This is a genomic window from Mycobacterium senriense (assembly GCF_019668465.1).
GTDB lineage: Bacteria > Actinomycetota > Actinomycetes > Mycobacteriales > Mycobacteriaceae > Mycobacterium > Mycobacterium senriense.
Map to the genome: position 1 here is coordinate 5673017 of NZ_AP024828.1, position 14018 is coordinate 5687034.

General features: G+C 68.3%; 16 protein-coding genes and 1 pseudogene. 6 read left to right on the forward strand and 11 right to left on the reverse strand.

All coding sequences use genetic code 11. The features are described from left to right. Window positions 1-11 precede the first annotated feature (11 nt). The 4 genes from rlmN to pyrH form a co-directional block, all read right to left on the reverse strand. Window positions 12-1106: a dual-specificity RNA methyltransferase RlmN gene (gene rlmN / locus MTY59_RS26495; RefSeq protein ID WP_221046675.1), complete on the reverse strand. Its 1095-nt coding sequence runs from the start codon at window positions 1104-1106 to the stop codon at window positions 12-14. Between the two features lie 33 nt (window positions 1107-1139). Further along, window positions 1140-2069: a phosphatidate cytidylyltransferase gene (locus MTY59_RS26500; protein WP_221043778.1), complete on the reverse strand. Its 930-nt coding sequence runs from the start codon at window positions 2067-2069 to the stop codon at window positions 1140-1142. A 30-nt stretch (window positions 2070-2099) separates the two neighbouring features. After that, window positions 2100-2657: a ribosome recycling factor gene (gene frr / locus MTY59_RS26505; protein ID WP_007775283.1), complete on the reverse strand. Its 558-nt coding sequence runs from the start codon at window positions 2655-2657 to the stop codon at window positions 2100-2102. A gap of 92 nt (window positions 2658-2749) precedes the next feature. Further along, window positions 2750-3556, reverse strand: coding sequence for a UMP kinase (pyrH, locus tag MTY59_RS26510; RefSeq protein ID WP_221043779.1), 807 nt, complete (start codon window positions 3554-3556; stop codon window positions 2750-2752). A 345-nt stretch (window positions 3557-3901) separates the two neighbouring features. Here pyrH and mbp1 point away from each other — a divergent pair, with 345 nt between their 5' ends. Beyond that, a complete protein-coding gene (gene mbp1 / locus MTY59_RS26515; protein WP_221043780.1) occupies window positions 3902-4141 on the forward strand; it encodes a microaggregate-binding protein 1 in 240 nt (79 codons plus the stop codon). Window positions 4142-4342: 201 nt separating this feature from the next. Further along, the gene (locus MTY59_RS26520) at window positions 4343-5098 is read left to right on the forward strand and encodes a winged helix-turn-helix domain-containing protein (protein ID WP_221043781.1); all 756 of its coding nucleotides are present in this window, start codon (window positions 4343-4345) and stop codon (window positions 5096-5098) included. A 30-nt stretch (window positions 5099-5128) separates the two neighbouring features. Here MTY59_RS26520 and MTY59_RS26525 read toward each other — a convergent pair whose 3' ends face one another. Together MTY59_RS26525 and MTY59_RS26530 are read right to left on the reverse strand one after the other, a co-directional pair. Continuing rightward, complete coding sequence (locus MTY59_RS26525; RefSeq protein ID WP_221043782.1) at window positions 5129-6067, reverse strand: lysophospholipid acyltransferase family protein; 939 nt, start codon at window positions 6065-6067, stop codon at window positions 5129-5131. A 95-nt stretch (window positions 6068-6162) separates the two neighbouring features. Next, on the reverse strand, window positions 6163-6714 hold the full coding sequence (locus tag MTY59_RS26530; RefSeq protein ID WP_221043783.1) for an MPT63 family protein: 552 nt from the start codon (window positions 6712-6714) through the stop codon (window positions 6163-6165). Between the two features lie 313 nt (window positions 6715-7027). On the opposite strand from MTY59_RS26530, the gene MTY59_RS26535 reads away from it, so the two are divergent. Together MTY59_RS26535 and MTY59_RS26540 are read left to right on the forward strand one after the other, a co-directional pair. Then, the gene (locus MTY59_RS26535; protein ID WP_221043784.1) at window positions 7028-7204 is read left to right on the forward strand and encodes a hypothetical protein; all 177 of its coding nucleotides are present in this window, start codon (window positions 7028-7030) and stop codon (window positions 7202-7204) included. 80 nt (window positions 7205-7284) lie between these two features. Then, complete coding sequence (locus tag MTY59_RS26540) at window positions 7285-8124, forward strand: SDR family oxidoreductase (RefSeq protein ID WP_221043785.1); 840 nt, start codon at window positions 7285-7287, stop codon at window positions 8122-8124. Between the two features lie 60 nt (window positions 8125-8184). On the opposite strand, the gene MTY59_RS26545 is transcribed toward MTY59_RS26540, so the two are convergent. Beyond that, entirely contained in the window at window positions 8185-8598 is a 414-nt protein-coding gene (locus MTY59_RS26545) for a ChaB family protein (protein WP_221043786.1), read from the reverse strand. Window positions 8599-8717: 119 nt separating this feature from the next. On the opposite strand from MTY59_RS26545, the gene MTY59_RS26550 reads away from it, so the two are divergent. Next, on the forward strand, window positions 8718-9137 hold the full coding sequence (locus tag MTY59_RS26550; protein WP_221043787.1) for a MarR family winged helix-turn-helix transcriptional regulator: 420 nt from the start codon (window positions 8718-8720) through the stop codon (window positions 9135-9137). A gap of 30 nt (window positions 9138-9167) precedes the next feature. Here the strand turns inward: MTY59_RS26550 and MTY59_RS26555 are convergent, their stop codons facing one another. From MTY59_RS26555 to rpsB, 3 genes are all read right to left on the reverse strand, one after another. Continuing rightward, on the reverse strand, window positions 9168-10574 hold the full coding sequence (locus MTY59_RS26555) for an amidase (protein ID WP_221043788.1): 1407 nt from the start codon (window positions 10572-10574) through the stop codon (window positions 9168-9170). Window positions 10575-10668: 94 nt separating this feature from the next. Then, window positions 10669-11484, reverse strand: coding sequence for a translation elongation factor Ts (gene tsf / locus MTY59_RS26560; protein WP_221043789.1), 816 nt, complete (start codon window positions 11482-11484; stop codon window positions 10669-10671). A 1-nt stretch (window position 11485) separates the two neighbouring features. Beyond that, the gene (gene rpsB, locus MTY59_RS26565; RefSeq protein ID WP_221043790.1) at window positions 11486-12316 is read right to left on the reverse strand and encodes a 30S ribosomal protein S2; all 831 of its coding nucleotides are present in this window, start codon (window positions 12314-12316) and stop codon (window positions 11486-11488) included. Between the two features lie 295 nt (window positions 12317-12611). Between rpsB and MTY59_RS26570 the strand changes: the two are divergent. Further along, a pseudogene (locus MTY59_RS26570) lies at window positions 12612-13097 on the forward strand (M23 family metallopeptidase); the annotation flags it as partial. Between the two features lie 13 nt (window positions 13098-13110). Here the strand turns inward: MTY59_RS26570 and MTY59_RS26575 are convergent. Then, a complete protein-coding gene (locus MTY59_RS26575) occupies window positions 13111-14007 on the reverse strand; it encodes a tyrosine recombinase XerC (RefSeq protein WP_221043792.1) in 897 nt (298 codons plus the stop codon). Window positions 14008-14018: the final 11 nt, after the last annotated feature.

The following is a 14018-nucleotide window of genomic DNA, read 5'->3' on the forward strand; positions in this document are numbered from 1 at the left end:
GGCCGCCCGGTTCAGCCACGCTCGGCGGCCAGCTGACCGCAGGCGGCGCTGATCTCGCGGCCGCGGGTGTCGCGCACCGTGCAGGACACCCCCTTGCCGCGGACCCGCCGGACGAACTCGCGCTCGACCGCCTTGGGGCTGGCGTCCCACTCACTGCCCGGGGTCGGGTTGAGCGGAATAAGGTTGACATGCACCAGCGGCCCGAGCGCACGATGCAGCCGCTGCCCCAAAAGGTCTGCGCGCCAAGGCTGATCGTTGACATCACGGATCAATGCGTACTCCACCGACACCCGCCGCCCGGTGACGTCGGCGTAATACCGTGCGGCGCCGAGGGCCTCGGTGATCTTCCACCGATTGTTGACCGGCACCAGCGTGTCGCGCACTTCGTCGTCGGGCGCGTGCAGCGACAGCGCGAGTGTGACGCCGAGCCGTTCGTCGGCGAGTTTGCGGATGGCGGGGGCAAGGCCCACCGTCGACACCGTCACCGAACGGGCCGAGATGCCGAAACCGTGTGGCGGCGCGGCGATGATGCGCCGCACCGCGGCGACCACCCGGGCGTAGTTGGCCAGCGGCTCCCCCATGCCCATGAACACCACGTTGGACAGCCGGTCCCCGAAGTCGTCGCGCAGGGCCGCGGCGCCGGCGCGCACCTGCTCGAGGATCTCGGCCGTCGACAGGTTGCGGGTCAGCCCGCCCTGGCCCGTCGCGCAGAACGGACAGGCCATGCCGCAGCCCGCCTGCGACGAGATGCACACGGTGTTGCGTTGCGGATAGCGCATCAGCACCGACTCGACGGTGACCCCATCGAGCGCGCGCCACAACGTCTTTCGGGTCTGGCCCGCATCGCAGGTCACGTCGGAGGCCGCGGTGAGCAGGATCGGGAACATCGTCTCGGCGATGGCTTCGCGCAAGCCGGCCGGCAGGTCGGTCATCTGCCGCGGATCGGCGATCAGCCGGCCGTAGTACTGCTGCGCCAGCTGCTTGGCGCGAAACGCCGGCAGGCCCAGCTCCGCGACGGCCGACGCCCGGCCGTCCTCATCGAGGTCAGCCAGGTGCCGCGGCGGCTTGCCGGGCCGCGGCTCGGAGAACACCAATTGTTGAACCATGACCTGTCCAGTATCGGTCACGTTGGGGTGAACCTAGGGAACGAGTGTCAGCACCGTCCAGGCCGCGACCGCCGACGGCAGGACGCCGTCGAGCCGATCCATCAGGCCGCCATGGCCGGGCAGCAGCCTGCCCATGTCCTTGATCCCGAGGTCACGCTTGACCTGGGATTCCACCAGGTCGCCGAGCGTGCTGGTCAGCACCAGGACGACGCCCAGCAGCGCGCCGATCCACCACGGCTTGTGGGCCAGGAAGGTCGCCGTCAGCGTCGCCGCGGTGATTCCCAACACCAGGGACCCGGCGAAGCCCTCCCAGGACTTCTTCGGACTGATTGCCGGGACCATCGGGTGCTTGCCGAGCAGCGCCCCCACCGCATATCCGCCGGTATCGGAGGCGACGACGGTGATCATCAGGCAGAACACCCGCCCGGCGCCGTCGTGCGGGTAGACCAGCAGCACGCCGAAGGACGCGAACAGCGGTACCCACGCGGCCAGGAACACAGTGGCCGAGGCGTCCCGGAGGTAGTTGGCCGACGGCGAGCCGTCGAACGGCTCGGGCCTTTTGCTGTTGTCCTGCATGAACAGCCGCCACATGTTGCAGACCACCACGGTGACGCCGAACCCGGCCAGTGCGCCCGCGGCGTGGAACGGCCAGGTCAGCCAGACGGTGAGCTGGCCCCCGGCCAACAGCGGGATGACGGGGATGACGTAGCCGGCTTCGCGCAACCGCCGGACCACTTCGTGGGTGGCCACCACGATGGCCAGGGCGACGATGGGAACCCAGAAGCGCGGCGCGAACACCAGCGTCACGACCAGGACGCCGCCGATACCGGCCCCCACCGCGATGGCGGCGCCCAGGTTACGTCCGGCGCGCGAGGTCTTCTTGGCCGGCTGCTGGATCGTCCCCTTGGCGGCGCGCGGCGGATTGTCAGGCGGATCGCCTGCGCCGGGTTCTGGAGTTGCCACTGGCCTGAATGGACTTAGCTGCTGAGGTCGCTAGACCTCCAGCAGTTCGCCTTCTTTGTGCTTGACCAGCTCTTCGATCTGGGTGGTGTATTGATGCGTGGTCTTGTCCAGGTCCTTTTCGGCCCGGCCGACCTCGTCCTCGCCGGCCTCGCCGTCCTTGCGGATGCGATGCAGCTCCTCCATCGCCTTGCGGCGGATGTTGCGCACCGAGACCTTGGCGTCCTCACCCTTGCTCTTGGCCTGCTTGACCAGCTCCCGGCGGCGTTCCTCGGTGAGCTGCGGCACGGCCACGCGGATCAGGGTGCCGTCGTTGGTGGGGTTGACGCCGAGGTCGGAGTTGCGGATTGCCGTCTCGATCGCGCCCACCTGGCTGGCTTCGTAGGGCTTGATGACGACAAGGCGCGCCTCGGGCACGTTGATGCTGGCCAGCTGCGTGATGGGCGTGGCCGTGCCGTAGTAGTCGATCACGATCCGCGAGAACATGCCGGGGTTGGCGCGCCCGGTCCGGATGGTCGACAAGTCGTCGCGGGCGACCGCCACGGCCTTCTCCATTTTCTCTTCTGCGTCGAAGAGAGCCTCGTCGATCATGTGCGCCGCTCCTCTCCCCCGCAAGCGGGATGTACCCCCACATTGCTCTTGTGCTGCGCATCCTCGCACGCGCAAGTCATCGCGTTTTCCCCTCAGGTGGTGACCAGAGTCCCGATCTTCTCACCAGCGACCGCCCGGGCGATATTGCCATTGGTCAGTAGGTTGAAGACCAGGATCGGCATGCCATTGTCCATGCACAGGCTGAACGCGGTGGCATCGGCCACTCGTAGTCCGCGGTCGATCACCTCACGGTGACTGATCGCGGCGATCAATTCCGCGTCGGGGTGCTGCCGCGGATCCGCGTCGAACACGCCGTCGACCGCCTTGGCCATCAAGACCACCTCGGCACCGATCTCCAGGGCGCGCTGCGCGGCGGTGGTGTCGGTGGAGAAGTAGGGCAGCCCCATGCCGGCCCCGAAGATCACCACCCGGCCCTTCTCCAGGTGGCGCACGGCGCGCAACGGCAGGTAGGGCTCGGCGACCTGGCCCATGGTGATCGCGGTCTGGACCCGGGTGACGATGCCTTCCTTCTCCAGAAAGTCTTGCAGCGCGAGGCTGTTCATCACGGTGCCCAGCATGCCCATGTAGTCCGACCGGGTGCGTTCCATGCCGCGCTGCTGAAGCTGCGCGCCCCGGAAGAAGTTGCCCCCGCCGATCACCACGGCGACCTGGACACCGCCGCGGACCACCTCGGCGATCTGCCGGGCTACCCGCGACACGACGTCGGGATCCAGGCCGACCTGGCCGCCGCCGAACATCTCGCCGCCCAGCTTGAGCAACACTCGCGAATACCTGGCCCGGCTCGGTGCCTGGCCGGGTACGCCGTTGCTGGTGGTGGGTGTCGGCTCCGGGCTCGGAGCCGCCGAGCCGGCGACGTGGGGCTCCCTGGACTCCGTCATCAGACTCCTCGCATGAGAGTGCCATCCCGGGCGATCTCTATCCCGGAACGGCATTTCACATCCTGCCTCATCGCAGCACAATGCGGCGTCGGCGGGGTGCATTATGCGCATAGTTGGCGACCGGACCATTTTCGAGTCTCGTGGTACCGGAATGGGCCGGCGCCTGTGTGGTTTCGCCGGGCGGGCGTTTGAGCGGCGGGTGCCATGGGAACCCGCACCAACGCGGCAGAAACATGCGGTCTTAAGCAATAAGGACCAGCCTCGCCGTATGAGCGGACGATCGATCGCGATCGCCGTCGTCGAGCGTAAATCGCTCGCAGTACGCCAACGAGGAGGACTATTTCCATGGCTGAAGAAAACAAGTCGGGACCTGCCGAAGCCGTCAAGGGCGTCGTCGAGGACGCCAAAGGTAAGGCGAAGGAGGCCGTAGGCGCGGTGGCCGGTCGTGATGACCTCACCCGCGAAGGCCAGGCGCAGCAGGACAAGGCCGAGGCGCAGCGCGACGCGGCAAAGAAGGAAGCCGAAGCCGAAGCCGCGCGCGGCGGCGCGGAGGCGGCCGAGGAGCGCCAGAAGAAGAACCAGTAGCACGCTGTTCAGTCGATGGGCCCGGTCCGTGGAAACGGGCCGGGCCCATCGCTTTTCTCAGGTTTTTCAGGGGCCGCGTCGGCACGAGATTGCTTAGTTTTAAGCGGGGCGGGTATTCAGGCGTAGCGCTGTAAGACATCTCCGCAGAGGTGCCTACGGACCGGGGGGAAGCCGGGACGTCACGAGTTTTGGAGATGGTCGTTGGACGTGGTGGTGCTCACCGATGAGGACGATTTCGAATCGGCCCTACCGGATCTGGCGACGTTCGCGCGGCCGATGCGCCGCATCACCCTGGCGGCCGAAACCGACGGGCGTTTCGCCACGGCCGACATCGCGATCATCGACGCGCGCAGCAATATGGCCGTGGCCCAGGCCGTCAGCCATCGACTGACGACCGACAATCCCGGCACCGCGGTGGTGGCCCTGGTTGCCCCGGCGGATTGTGCGGCCGTCGACGTCGACAGCAACTTCGACGACGTGATGCTGCCCGGCACCGGTGCCGAAGAATTGCAGGCACGGATGCGCCTTGCCGTCGGCCGCCGGCGCAGCGCGGTCGACGGCACGCTGAAGTTCGGTGACCTGCTGCTGCACCCGGCCAGCTTCACCGCGACGCTGGACGGCCACGACCTGGGCCTGACCCTCACCGAGTTCAGATTGCTGAATTTCCTTGTGCAGCATGCCGGTCAGGCGTTCACCCGGACGCGATTGATGCGGGAGGCGTGGGGTTACGACAGCACCGGCAAGGTCCGTACGGTCGACGTGCACATCCGGCGGCTACGCGCCAAGCTGGGCACCCGCCACCAGTTCCTGGTCGACACCGTCCGGGGCGTCGGCTACCGGGCGGCGACGCCGCCGCAACCGGAATGGGTCGTTGCCGGCTCGACGCTGACTCCGATCTGGACCTCGACCACCGCGTCCGCGCCAAGGCGCCCGAACCCGGAGGTCTTGGAGCCCTAACGCTTTTAGCGGCATCGTTTTGGTGGGCCGCTAGCCGAAGAGCGGGAACGCGCGCTTGCGGGCGAGCGCATCCATTCCTTCCTGGATGGCGTCTTGCACCTCGTGGTATTTGCGGTCGATGTATTGGTCGTCGTCGGCCCGCGCGGGATCGTTGTCGAGTTCGACGGGGGGCATGAACCGGGTTCTGATCTTGGCCGGCAGGGGCAGCTGCGGCAGCGCCGCCGGTGCGATCCCCCACGGCAACGAAACAGCCAACGGAAACACCTTGAGCCGCAGGATGCGGTCCAGGCGTAGCGCTTTCGACAGCCGGTCGCCGCGGATCAACACCGGCATCGCGTCGGCGCCGCCGACCGTGGCGATCGGCACGATCGGCACGCCGGCACGAATCGCCATCTTGACGAAACCGGTCCGCCCCGCCAGGTTGGCCTGATCCCGCTCCATCCACGGGCGCAGAGAGTCCACTTCCCCACCGGGCCACAGCGCCACGTCACGCCCTTCGGCCAGCGCGGTGGCAATCGCGTCGGGGGCCGCCGGCAGCACCCCCATCGACCGGAAGTACCTTCCGAACAACGGAATTGCCATCAGCGCATCGTGCGCGGTGCCGTGCAACGTGCGCTCCTGGCCGAACCGACGCCACCATTGCAGGCCGACGGTCCAGGCATCCCAGACGAACGGAGCCCCGGAGTGGATCCCCACCAGCAGCGCGGGTGGTGACTCCGGGATGTTCTCCCAGCCGTCGATCTCCATCCGAAACCAGTAGTCCACCAGCACATTCCACAGATACTTCTGTCGCTGCAGGGCGGTCTCGTCCTGGCCGGAGAGATCCCACCTGGCGGCGCGCTCGGCCACCCAGCCGCTCAACCCGCCGCTCTGCTTGCTGCGGCGTTCTTCCATTGCCTCGCGGGCCTCTTCGGCGTGCCGCTGCGCTTGGGCGCGTACCGGCGCCGGCCGGTGATCCGGATTACTCATGATTTATCGCATACCCGATTCGGGCGCCCACGATTCGCCCAGACGCAAATCTCCCCGCGTCACGTGGCGTGGCGCGGGGAGATTTCACAACCGACTTAGGTGTGAGCCGGGGCAGGCGCAGGCGGAGCGCCCGGCGCCGGGCTGTTCGGCGCGGCCGGCGCCGAACCACCCTGCACGTTGGACGTCCACATCAAGACGTCCTGCGTCCCGTCGTTATAGACGACACCGTTAGGCGGCGCGCCCGTCACGTCGAAGTACAGCGTGCCGGTCGACTCGTTGCCCTGGGCGATGGGCGCCGGGTTCAGCCCGTTCGGGACGCCCACCTTGTCAATCACCCGGTAGTTCTGGCCGTTGGGCCCGCGGGCGATGAAGTCGTTGACCATCGGGGTGACAAGCCCGCCGTCCGACCTGGCGCTGATGTCAGCCTGGTACAGCGTTCCCTTCGGCGTGTAGCCGGGGATGGCGACGTTGCTGGGCTGCAGGTTGCTCACCGTGTAGTTGGTGATGAGCGGCCCGTCGACCAGCTGTTCGCTGGTGCCGAAGCCCTGAATGTTGGGCGCGGCGGAAGCGGGCGTCGCCGCGAAAACGCTTGCCGCCGCAATACCCCCGGCAGCGGCAGCTGTCGCAGCAATCTTGGTGACCCTCATTGTTCATTCCTTTCGTGTCGAACAATTGCCCCCCAGAAGGGCATGCGGATATACGCAGCAAATAGCCATCCGACTACCGCTTTAAACATCTGCGCCCTCGTCAGGCGCATATCGCCCGGTTAGCCACCGGAAATGGGTTGCATTCTTGGACAGCATCTTTCGCAACAGTGGATAACAATTGCACCAATACTCACAGTGGCCCATCGCGATTAGGTCGTGCGCTGACGGGTAATCGGTGCGCTGAGGCCTTCAGCTGGCAATCGACATGTCAGCGTGGGCAAACCGAGACAGCCGCAAAAAAGGGGGCAGTCAGGTGGAACGCGGAAACTCCAAGCACGGGGCGCGCGAGGACGACGCTCTCAAGGAAGAATTGGAAGGCACGATTCGCGGTAATCGTTCCAGCCGCAGCGAGGAATGGCGCGACCCGGAACCGCCCGCCGACGACGACCCGGATGTCCCGACGGCCGGCCCGGCACCGCGCGAATCGTAAAGCGGTGGCCGGTAAAAGCGGGCCACTTGCCCGGCTCGTCCGGATTATGAATTACCCGAACAATCCGTAGAGGAAATCGCATGGGCTTTGTGGCGCAACAACAATCCGTCCCCGGCGTGCAGGCGCAGATGGACCCGATTCCGGACTGTGGCGAAAACAGTTACCAGGGCTCGGGAAAACTGCTGGGCAAAAAGGCGATCATCACCGGCGGGGACAGCGGCATCGGGCGCGCGGTCGCGATCGCGTTCGCACGGGAGGGCGCCGATGTCCTGATCGCGTATCTCAACGAGGACGACGACGCACGCGAGGTCGCCCGCTACGTCACCAATGCCGGCCGCAAATGCGTACTCGTGCCCGGCGACCTTTCCGAGCCTGCGCACTGCCGCGCGGTCGTCGACCGGGCGGTGCAGGACTTGGGTGGGCTGGACATCCTGGTCAGCAACTCCGCCTACCAGATGATGCGCAAAAGCCTCGACGAGATCAGCGACGAGGAGTGGGAGTACACCTTCCGCCTCAACATCGGCGCGTACTTCTACCTCGCGAAGGCTGCCGTGCCGCACATGGGACCCGGCTCGTCGATCATCGGCAGCTCGTCGGTCAACTCCGACACGCCCAATCCGACCCTGGCGCCGTATGCGGCGACGAAGGCGGCCATCGCCAATTTCTCGGCCAGCCTGGCCCAGCTGTTGGGCGACAAGGGTATTCGCGTCAACAGCGTGGCACCCGGGCCGATATGGACGCCGTTGATCCCGTCGACCATGCCGCCCGATAGCGTGGAATCCTTCGGCGACAACGTGCCGCTGGGACGCGCCGGGCAGCCGGCCGAACTCGCGCCGATCTACGTGCTGTTGGCCTCCGACGACGCGAGTTACATCTCCGGGGCACGGGTCGCGGTGACCGGCGGACGACCGATCCTGTAACGAAAGCGGCCGGCGAGCCGAAAGCTGCGCGGCCGGCAGCGGTTTCGTCGTGCTATGGCCTCAGCGACCCCGCACCCGGCGGTTGTGCTTCTTGATCGCGTCGACCAACTCCGCCTTGTTCATGGTGGACCGGCCGGCGATGTCGAGGCGGCGGGCCAGGTCCAGCAGGTGCTTCTTGCTGGCGTTGGCGTCGACGCCCTCGGCCGACTCCCCGGTCGGCCGCAGGCCGCCGCGCTCGGCCCGCTCATCGGATGGGCCCTTCTCGTCCTTGGCCTCCCAATGGTCGCCGACCTTTTCGAAACTGTGCTTGACGGCGGCGTACGCCACCCGGTGGGCGCGCTCCTCGCTGCCGTACTCTTCGGCGGCGGCGTCGTGCGCTTTCGCGAACGTGCGTTGGGCCTTGGCGCTGGAACGTTGCAGAGTGCTGGGCAATTCGCTCTTCTTCGCCGCGCCGCCTTTCGTCGTCTTCGGCATCGAACCTCCTCGTGTGCCGCAAACGCGGCGGGTAACCGGTCGGTTACCCCGTCGCGGCGCGGACAATCGTCTGAACGATGTGCGCAACGGCCCGGCGGAAATATGTCAATATCGTTGACATGATTCAGGCCGACGATGCTCCGCTGGGTTACCTGCTCTATCGGGTGGGGGCGGTGCTGCGCCCGGAAGTTGCCGCCGCGCTGGGCCCGCTGGGCCTGACGCTGCCCGAATTCGTTTGCCTGCGCATACTTTCGATGTTCCCGGGGATGTCGAGCGCGGAATTGTCCCGCCACACCAACGTCACCCCGCAGGCGATGAACACGGTGCTGCGCAAGCTGGAAGAGGTCGGGGCGGTGGCACGCCCGTCGTCGGTGTCCTCGGGGCGCGCGCTCCCGGCCAACCTGACCGGCCAGGGCCGCGCCCTGCTCAAGCGCGCCGAAGGAGCGGTCCGCGGCGCCGACGCCCGCATCCTGGCCAAGCTCACCGAACCTCAGCAGCGCGAATTCAAAAGGATGCTCGAGAAACTCGGCTCCGACTAGCCGCGAGCGCGCGTGCCGCGATCAGTCTGATCACCCGGCGGTGTGGATGCGCGGCCACGGCTGGGCTTCTTCGAGCTCATAGGCCAATTCGAGCAGCAGCGTCTCCTGGCCCACATCGGCCGACAGCATCATGCCCACCGGCATGCCGTCGGCGGACTGCGCCAGCGGCAGCGAGATGGCGGGCTCGCCGGTGACGTTGTGCAGCGGAGTGAACGAGACCCAGTCGATCAGCCGGCTGATCACCTGCTGGTAATCGGTGGGCGCCAGGACTCCGATGCGGGGCGTCTCGTCGGCGACGGTCGGGGTGAGCACGGCATCGTAGGTGCGGAAGAACCGCGCGGTGCGCCCGCGCGCGCGGCGCAGGCGCACGATCGCCGTCGGAAGGCGGTGGAGGTTGCGGCTGGTGTGCCGCAGCAGGCCCAGGGTCAGGCTGTCCAGCTTGCTGCGATCGAACGTGGCGCCGAACATGTGCCGCCCGCCGCGCACCTGGGCCAGCGCCAGAAATCCCCAGTACATGACGAAGTCGTCGACGAAACTGGCCGCGACCGGGGGCTCGTCGAGGTGTTCGACGCGGTGGCCCAGCTCCTCGAGCAGGCCGGCGGACTTCAGCGTCAACTCCCGCGTCTGAGGACTGCTTTCGCGTTGTATCGACCTGGTCAGCACCGCGATCCGCAGCCGCTGCCGGCCGGGCGCGGTGACGTCCCCGACGGGCGCCAGTTTGGGGTTGCGCCAGATCCGCTCGGCCTCGCGGTAGAAGGCCGCGGTGTCGCGCACCGAACGGCTCACCACCCCGTTGGCGACCACGCCGACCGGCATCCGGCGCAGCGTCGGGTCCAGCGGCAGCCGCCCCCGCGAGGGTTTGAGCCCGACCAACCCGTTGCAGGCGGCCGGAATCCGGATTGAACCGCCGCCGTCGTTGGCGTGCGCCATGGGCACCACACCGGCGGCGACGAAAGCGCCCGACCCCGACGACGACGCACCGGCGGTGTAGTCGGTGTCCCACGGGTTGCGGACCGGGCCCAACCGCGGATGCTCGGCCGCCGCGCTGAACCCGAACTCGGACAACTGCGTCTTGCCCACCGACGTCAGCCCCGTCGCCAGGAACAGCTCGGTGAAGACGCTGTCCGCGACGGCATTCCAGCTCGTCCACGCGTCGGTGCCGTGCATGGTGGGCTGCCCGGCGACGTCGACGTTGTCCTTGATGAACGTGGGGACGCCGGCGAAGTAACCGCCCGAAGGGGCCGCCGCGGCCGCCCGCGCTTGCTCGAAGGCGGCGTACGCCAACCCGTTCAGCAGCGGGTCGACGGCCTCGGTGCGGGCGATCGCGGCCTCGACCACCTCGGCCCTGCCGATCCGGCCCGACTTCAGCGCATCGGCCAGGCCGACCGCGTCCAGGTCGCCAAGGGCGTCGTCGCCGAACGCGTGCACGTGTCGCATGGCACTGACGCTAACCCGCGGACGCCTGCCACCGGGAGGTTTCCCGCCTCGTGCGCGGCCCGGGCCGCATCGGCGCCGGGCGGTCAGGCCTGAATCAGGCCTGACCCACCTCGAAGCGGACGAACCGCGTCACGGTGACGCCGGCGTCGTCGAGCAGCGCCTTGACCGTCTTCTTGCTGTCGGACACCGACGGCTGCTCGAGCAGCACCGCGTCCTTGAAGAAGCCGTTCAGCCGGCCCTCGACGATCTTGGGCAGCGCCTGCTCCGGCTTGCCCTCCGCCTTGGCGGTCTCCTCGGCGATGCGGCGCTCGCTGGCCACCACGTCCTCGGGCACGTCGTCGCGGGACAGGTAGCGAGCCTTGAGCGCGGCGATCTGCAGCGCGACCGCGTGGGCCGCCTCGGTGTCCGAGCCCTGGTACTCGACCAGCACGCCGACCGCGGGGGGCAGGTCGGCCGCTCGCCGGTGCAGGTAGGTCTCGACGGTGCCGTCGAAGTTCGCGACGCGGCGCAACTCCAACTTCTCGCCGATCTTGGCCGACAGCTCCGCGATCGCCTGCTCGACGGTCTTGTCACCGACGCTGGCGCCCTTGAGCTCGTCGACGTCCTTGGCCTTCGACGACACGGCCGCGGCCACGATCTGGTCGGCCAGCGCCTGGAACTCGGCGTTCTTCGCGACGAAGTCGGTCTCGCTGTTCAGCTCGATCAGCGCGCCGCCCTGGGCCGCAACCAGACCTTCGGCCGTCGCGCGCTCGGCGCGCTTGCCGACATCCTTGGCGCCTTTGATGCGCAGCGCCTCGACGGCCTTGTCGAAGTCGCCGTCGTTCTCGGCCAGCGCGTTCTTGCAGTCGAGCATGCCGGCACCGGTGAGTTCCCGAAGCCGCTTGACGTCGGCAGCGGTGAAGTTCGCCATATCAGCCTTCCGTGGGGGTTGGTTCGGGGGTGCCCGCAGCGGCTTCGGTGGGGGCGGTGGCGGTAGCGGAGGCCAACAGCTCCTGCTCCCATTCGGCGAGCGGCTCGGCGGCCTCGGCCTCGGGCTTGTCGCCGCGGCCGACTCCGGCGCGGGCCTGCAGGCCCTCGGCGACCGCCGAGGCGATCACCTTGGTGAGCAACGCGGCCGAACGGATCGCGTCGTCGTTGCCCGGGATCGGGTAGTCGACCTCGTCGGGGTCGCAGTTGGTGTCCAGGATCGCGATGATCGGGATGTTCAGTTTGCGCGCCTCCGCGACCGCGAGGTGCTCCTTGTTGGTGTCGACGACCCAGATGGCCGACGGCACCTTGGCCATGTCGCGGATACCGCCGAGGCTGCGCTCGAGCTTGTTCTTCTCGCGGGTCAGCATCAAGATTTCCTTCTTGGTGCGGCCCTCGAAGCCACCGGTCTGCTCCATCGCCTCGAGCTCCTTGAGGCGCTGCAGGCGCTTGTGCACGGTGGAGAAGTTGGTCAGCATGCCGCCCAGCCAGCGCTGGTTCACGTACGGCATGCCGACGCGGGTCGCCTCGGCAGCGACGGACTCCTGCGCCTGCTTCTTGGTGCCGACGAACAGCACGCTGCCGCCGTGGGCGACGGTCTCCTTGACGAACTCATACGCCTGATCGATGAAGGTCAGGGTCTGCTGCAGGTCGATGATGTAGATGCCGTTGCGGTCGGTGAAGATGAACCGCTTCATCTTGGGATTCCAGCGACGGGTCTGGTGCCCGAAGTGGGTGCCGCTGTCGAGCAGCTGCTTCATGGTTACGACGGCCATGGTTGTGCCTTACCTGTGTCGGTTGTCGCCTGGCATCGGGTTGAGGCCGGGCCCTGGCGGCTGCTGCGATGCCGGACCCGTCGTGGACGGGACCGCCCGGCATGCGATTGCGTTCTCCTGGTGGAACCGGAGACGCGATGCAGACGCGCGAAGTCAGCCCGCGAACGAGCTGCGACCAGCAGTTTACACCGACTCAGCAGGTGGTTTTTGCCATGCTTCCCCAACAGGGCCGCGCGTCCACAAAACCGGCGCGACCGGCTGGCGGGGCCGGCCGCCGGCGCGCTGAACTGCCGGGATGCGGTGGACAGCGCTGCTGTTGTGTGCGGGCCTGGTCAGCGCGGTGCCGGCGGGCGCCGCCGAGGATCGGCTGGAGTGGCCGCTGCGCCCGCCGCCGGCCGTCGCCCGGGGGTTCGACGCCCCGTCGCCCAACTGGAATCCCGGACATCGGGGCGTGGACCTGGCCGGAGCCGCCGGTCAGTCGGTGTATGCGGCGGGCGACGGGACCGTCGTGTTCGCCGGGCTGCTGGCCGGGCGGCCGGTGGTGTCGCTGGCCCATCCCGGTGGCTTGCACACCAGTTACGAGCCGGTCCGGGCGACCGTCCGGGTCGGCCAGCACGTGACGGCTTCGACCGTGATCGGCGGGTTGATGCGCGGGCATGGCGGCTGCCCGGCCGTTGCGTGTTTGCACTGGGGCGCGATGTGGGGGCCGGCGTCGGGTGCGGACTATGTCGATCCGCTGGGCCTGCTGCAGTCCACGCCGGTGCGGCTCAAACCGCTGAACCGCTGAGCGGGCGTCAGGCCCTCGGGTGGGCCTGGTCGTGCACCGCGCGCAACCGGGACACCGCGACGTGGGTGTAGAGCTGGGTGGTCGCCAGGCTGGAATGCCCGAGCAGCTCCTGGACAATGCGCAGGTCAGCGCCGCCTTCGAGCAGGTGTGTCGCCGCGCTGTGCCGCAGGCCGTGCGGCCCCATGTCCGGCGCGCCGTCCACCGCGGCGACGGTCTGATGCACCACCGTGCGCGCCTGCCGGACGTCGAGCCGGCGGCCCCGCGCGCCCAGCAGCAGCGCCGGGCCCGACTCGGCGTTCACCAGCGCCGGGCGCCCGTCGGCCAGCCACGCGCCGAGCGCCTCGCCGGCGGGCCGGCCGAACGGCACGCTGCGCTGCTTGTTGCCCTTGCCGAGAACTCTGACGAGCCGGTGATGGGTGTCGACGTCGTCGATGTCCAGGCCGCACAGCTCGCTGACCCGGATCCCGGTGGCATACAACATCTCCACGATCAGCCGGTCCCGCAACGCCATCGGGTCACCCTGCTGCGCACCGGATTTGGCGGCGGCCATGGCATTGGCGGCCTGGTCCTGGCGCAGCACCGCGGGCAGGATGCGGTGCGCCTTGGGAACCTGCAGCCGCGCGGCCGGGTCTGCGGTGAGCAGGCCGCGCCGCACCGCCCAGGCGGTGAAGGCCTTGACCGCCGAGGTGCGGCGGGCCAGCGTCGTGCGGGCGACACCGGCCGCGGCCGCCGTGGACAGCCAGGAGCGCAGCAGGGGCAGGCTCAGCCCGTCCAGGCCGACGCCGCGGTCGGCGAGGAAGGCGAGCAGCGAGCGCAGGTCGCTGAGGTAGGCCCGACGGGTGTGCGCGGAACGGCCGCACTGCAAGTCCAGGTACTCGTCGAACTCGTCGAGGATCGCCTGCACTCCCCCACGGT

Excerpts from the sequence above, each read along its gene's own strand:
- rlmN (WP_221046675.1), bottom strand. The coding sequence starts at position 1,106 with ATGGTTCAACAATTGGTGTTCTCCGAGCCGCGGCCCGGCAAGCCGCCG.
- frr (WP_007775283.1), bottom strand. The coding sequence starts at position 2,657 with ATGATCGACGAGGCTCTCTTCGACGCAGAAGAGAAAATGGAGAAGGCC.
- pyrH (WP_221043779.1), bottom strand. The coding sequence starts at position 3,556 with ATGACGGAGTCCAGGGAGCCCCACGTCGCCGGCTCGGCGGCTCCGAGC.
- mbp1 (WP_221043780.1), top strand. The coding sequence starts at position 3,902 with ATGGCTGAAGAAAACAAGTCGGGACCTGCCGAAGCCGTCAAGGGCGTC.
- MTY59_RS26525 (WP_221043782.1), bottom strand. The coding sequence starts at position 6,067 with ATGAGTAATCCGGATCACCGGCCGGCGCCGGTACGCGCCCAAGCGCAG.
- MTY59_RS26530 (WP_221043783.1), bottom strand. The coding sequence starts at position 6,714 with ATGAGGGTCACCAAGATTGCTGCGACAGCTGCCGCTGCCGGGGGTATT.
- MTY59_RS26540 (WP_221043785.1), top strand. The coding sequence starts at position 7,285 with ATGGGCTTTGTGGCGCAACAACAATCCGTCCCCGGCGTGCAGGCGCAG.
- MTY59_RS26545 (WP_221043786.1), bottom strand. The coding sequence starts at position 8,598 with ATGCCGAAGACGACGAAAGGCGGCGCGGCGAAGAAGAGCGAATTGCCC.
- MTY59_RS26550 (WP_221043787.1), top strand. The coding sequence starts at position 8,718 with ATGATTCAGGCCGACGATGCTCCGCTGGGTTACCTGCTCTATCGGGTG.
- MTY59_RS26555 (WP_221043788.1), bottom strand. The coding sequence starts at position 10,574 with ATGCGACACGTGCACGCGTTCGGCGACGACGCCCTTGGCGACCTGGAC.
- tsf (WP_221043789.1), bottom strand. The coding sequence starts at position 11,484 with ATGGCGAACTTCACCGCTGCCGACGTCAAGCGGCTTCGGGAACTCACC.
- rpsB (WP_221043790.1), bottom strand. The coding sequence starts at position 12,316 with ATGGCCGTCGTAACCATGAAGCAGCTGCTCGACAGCGGCACCCACTTC.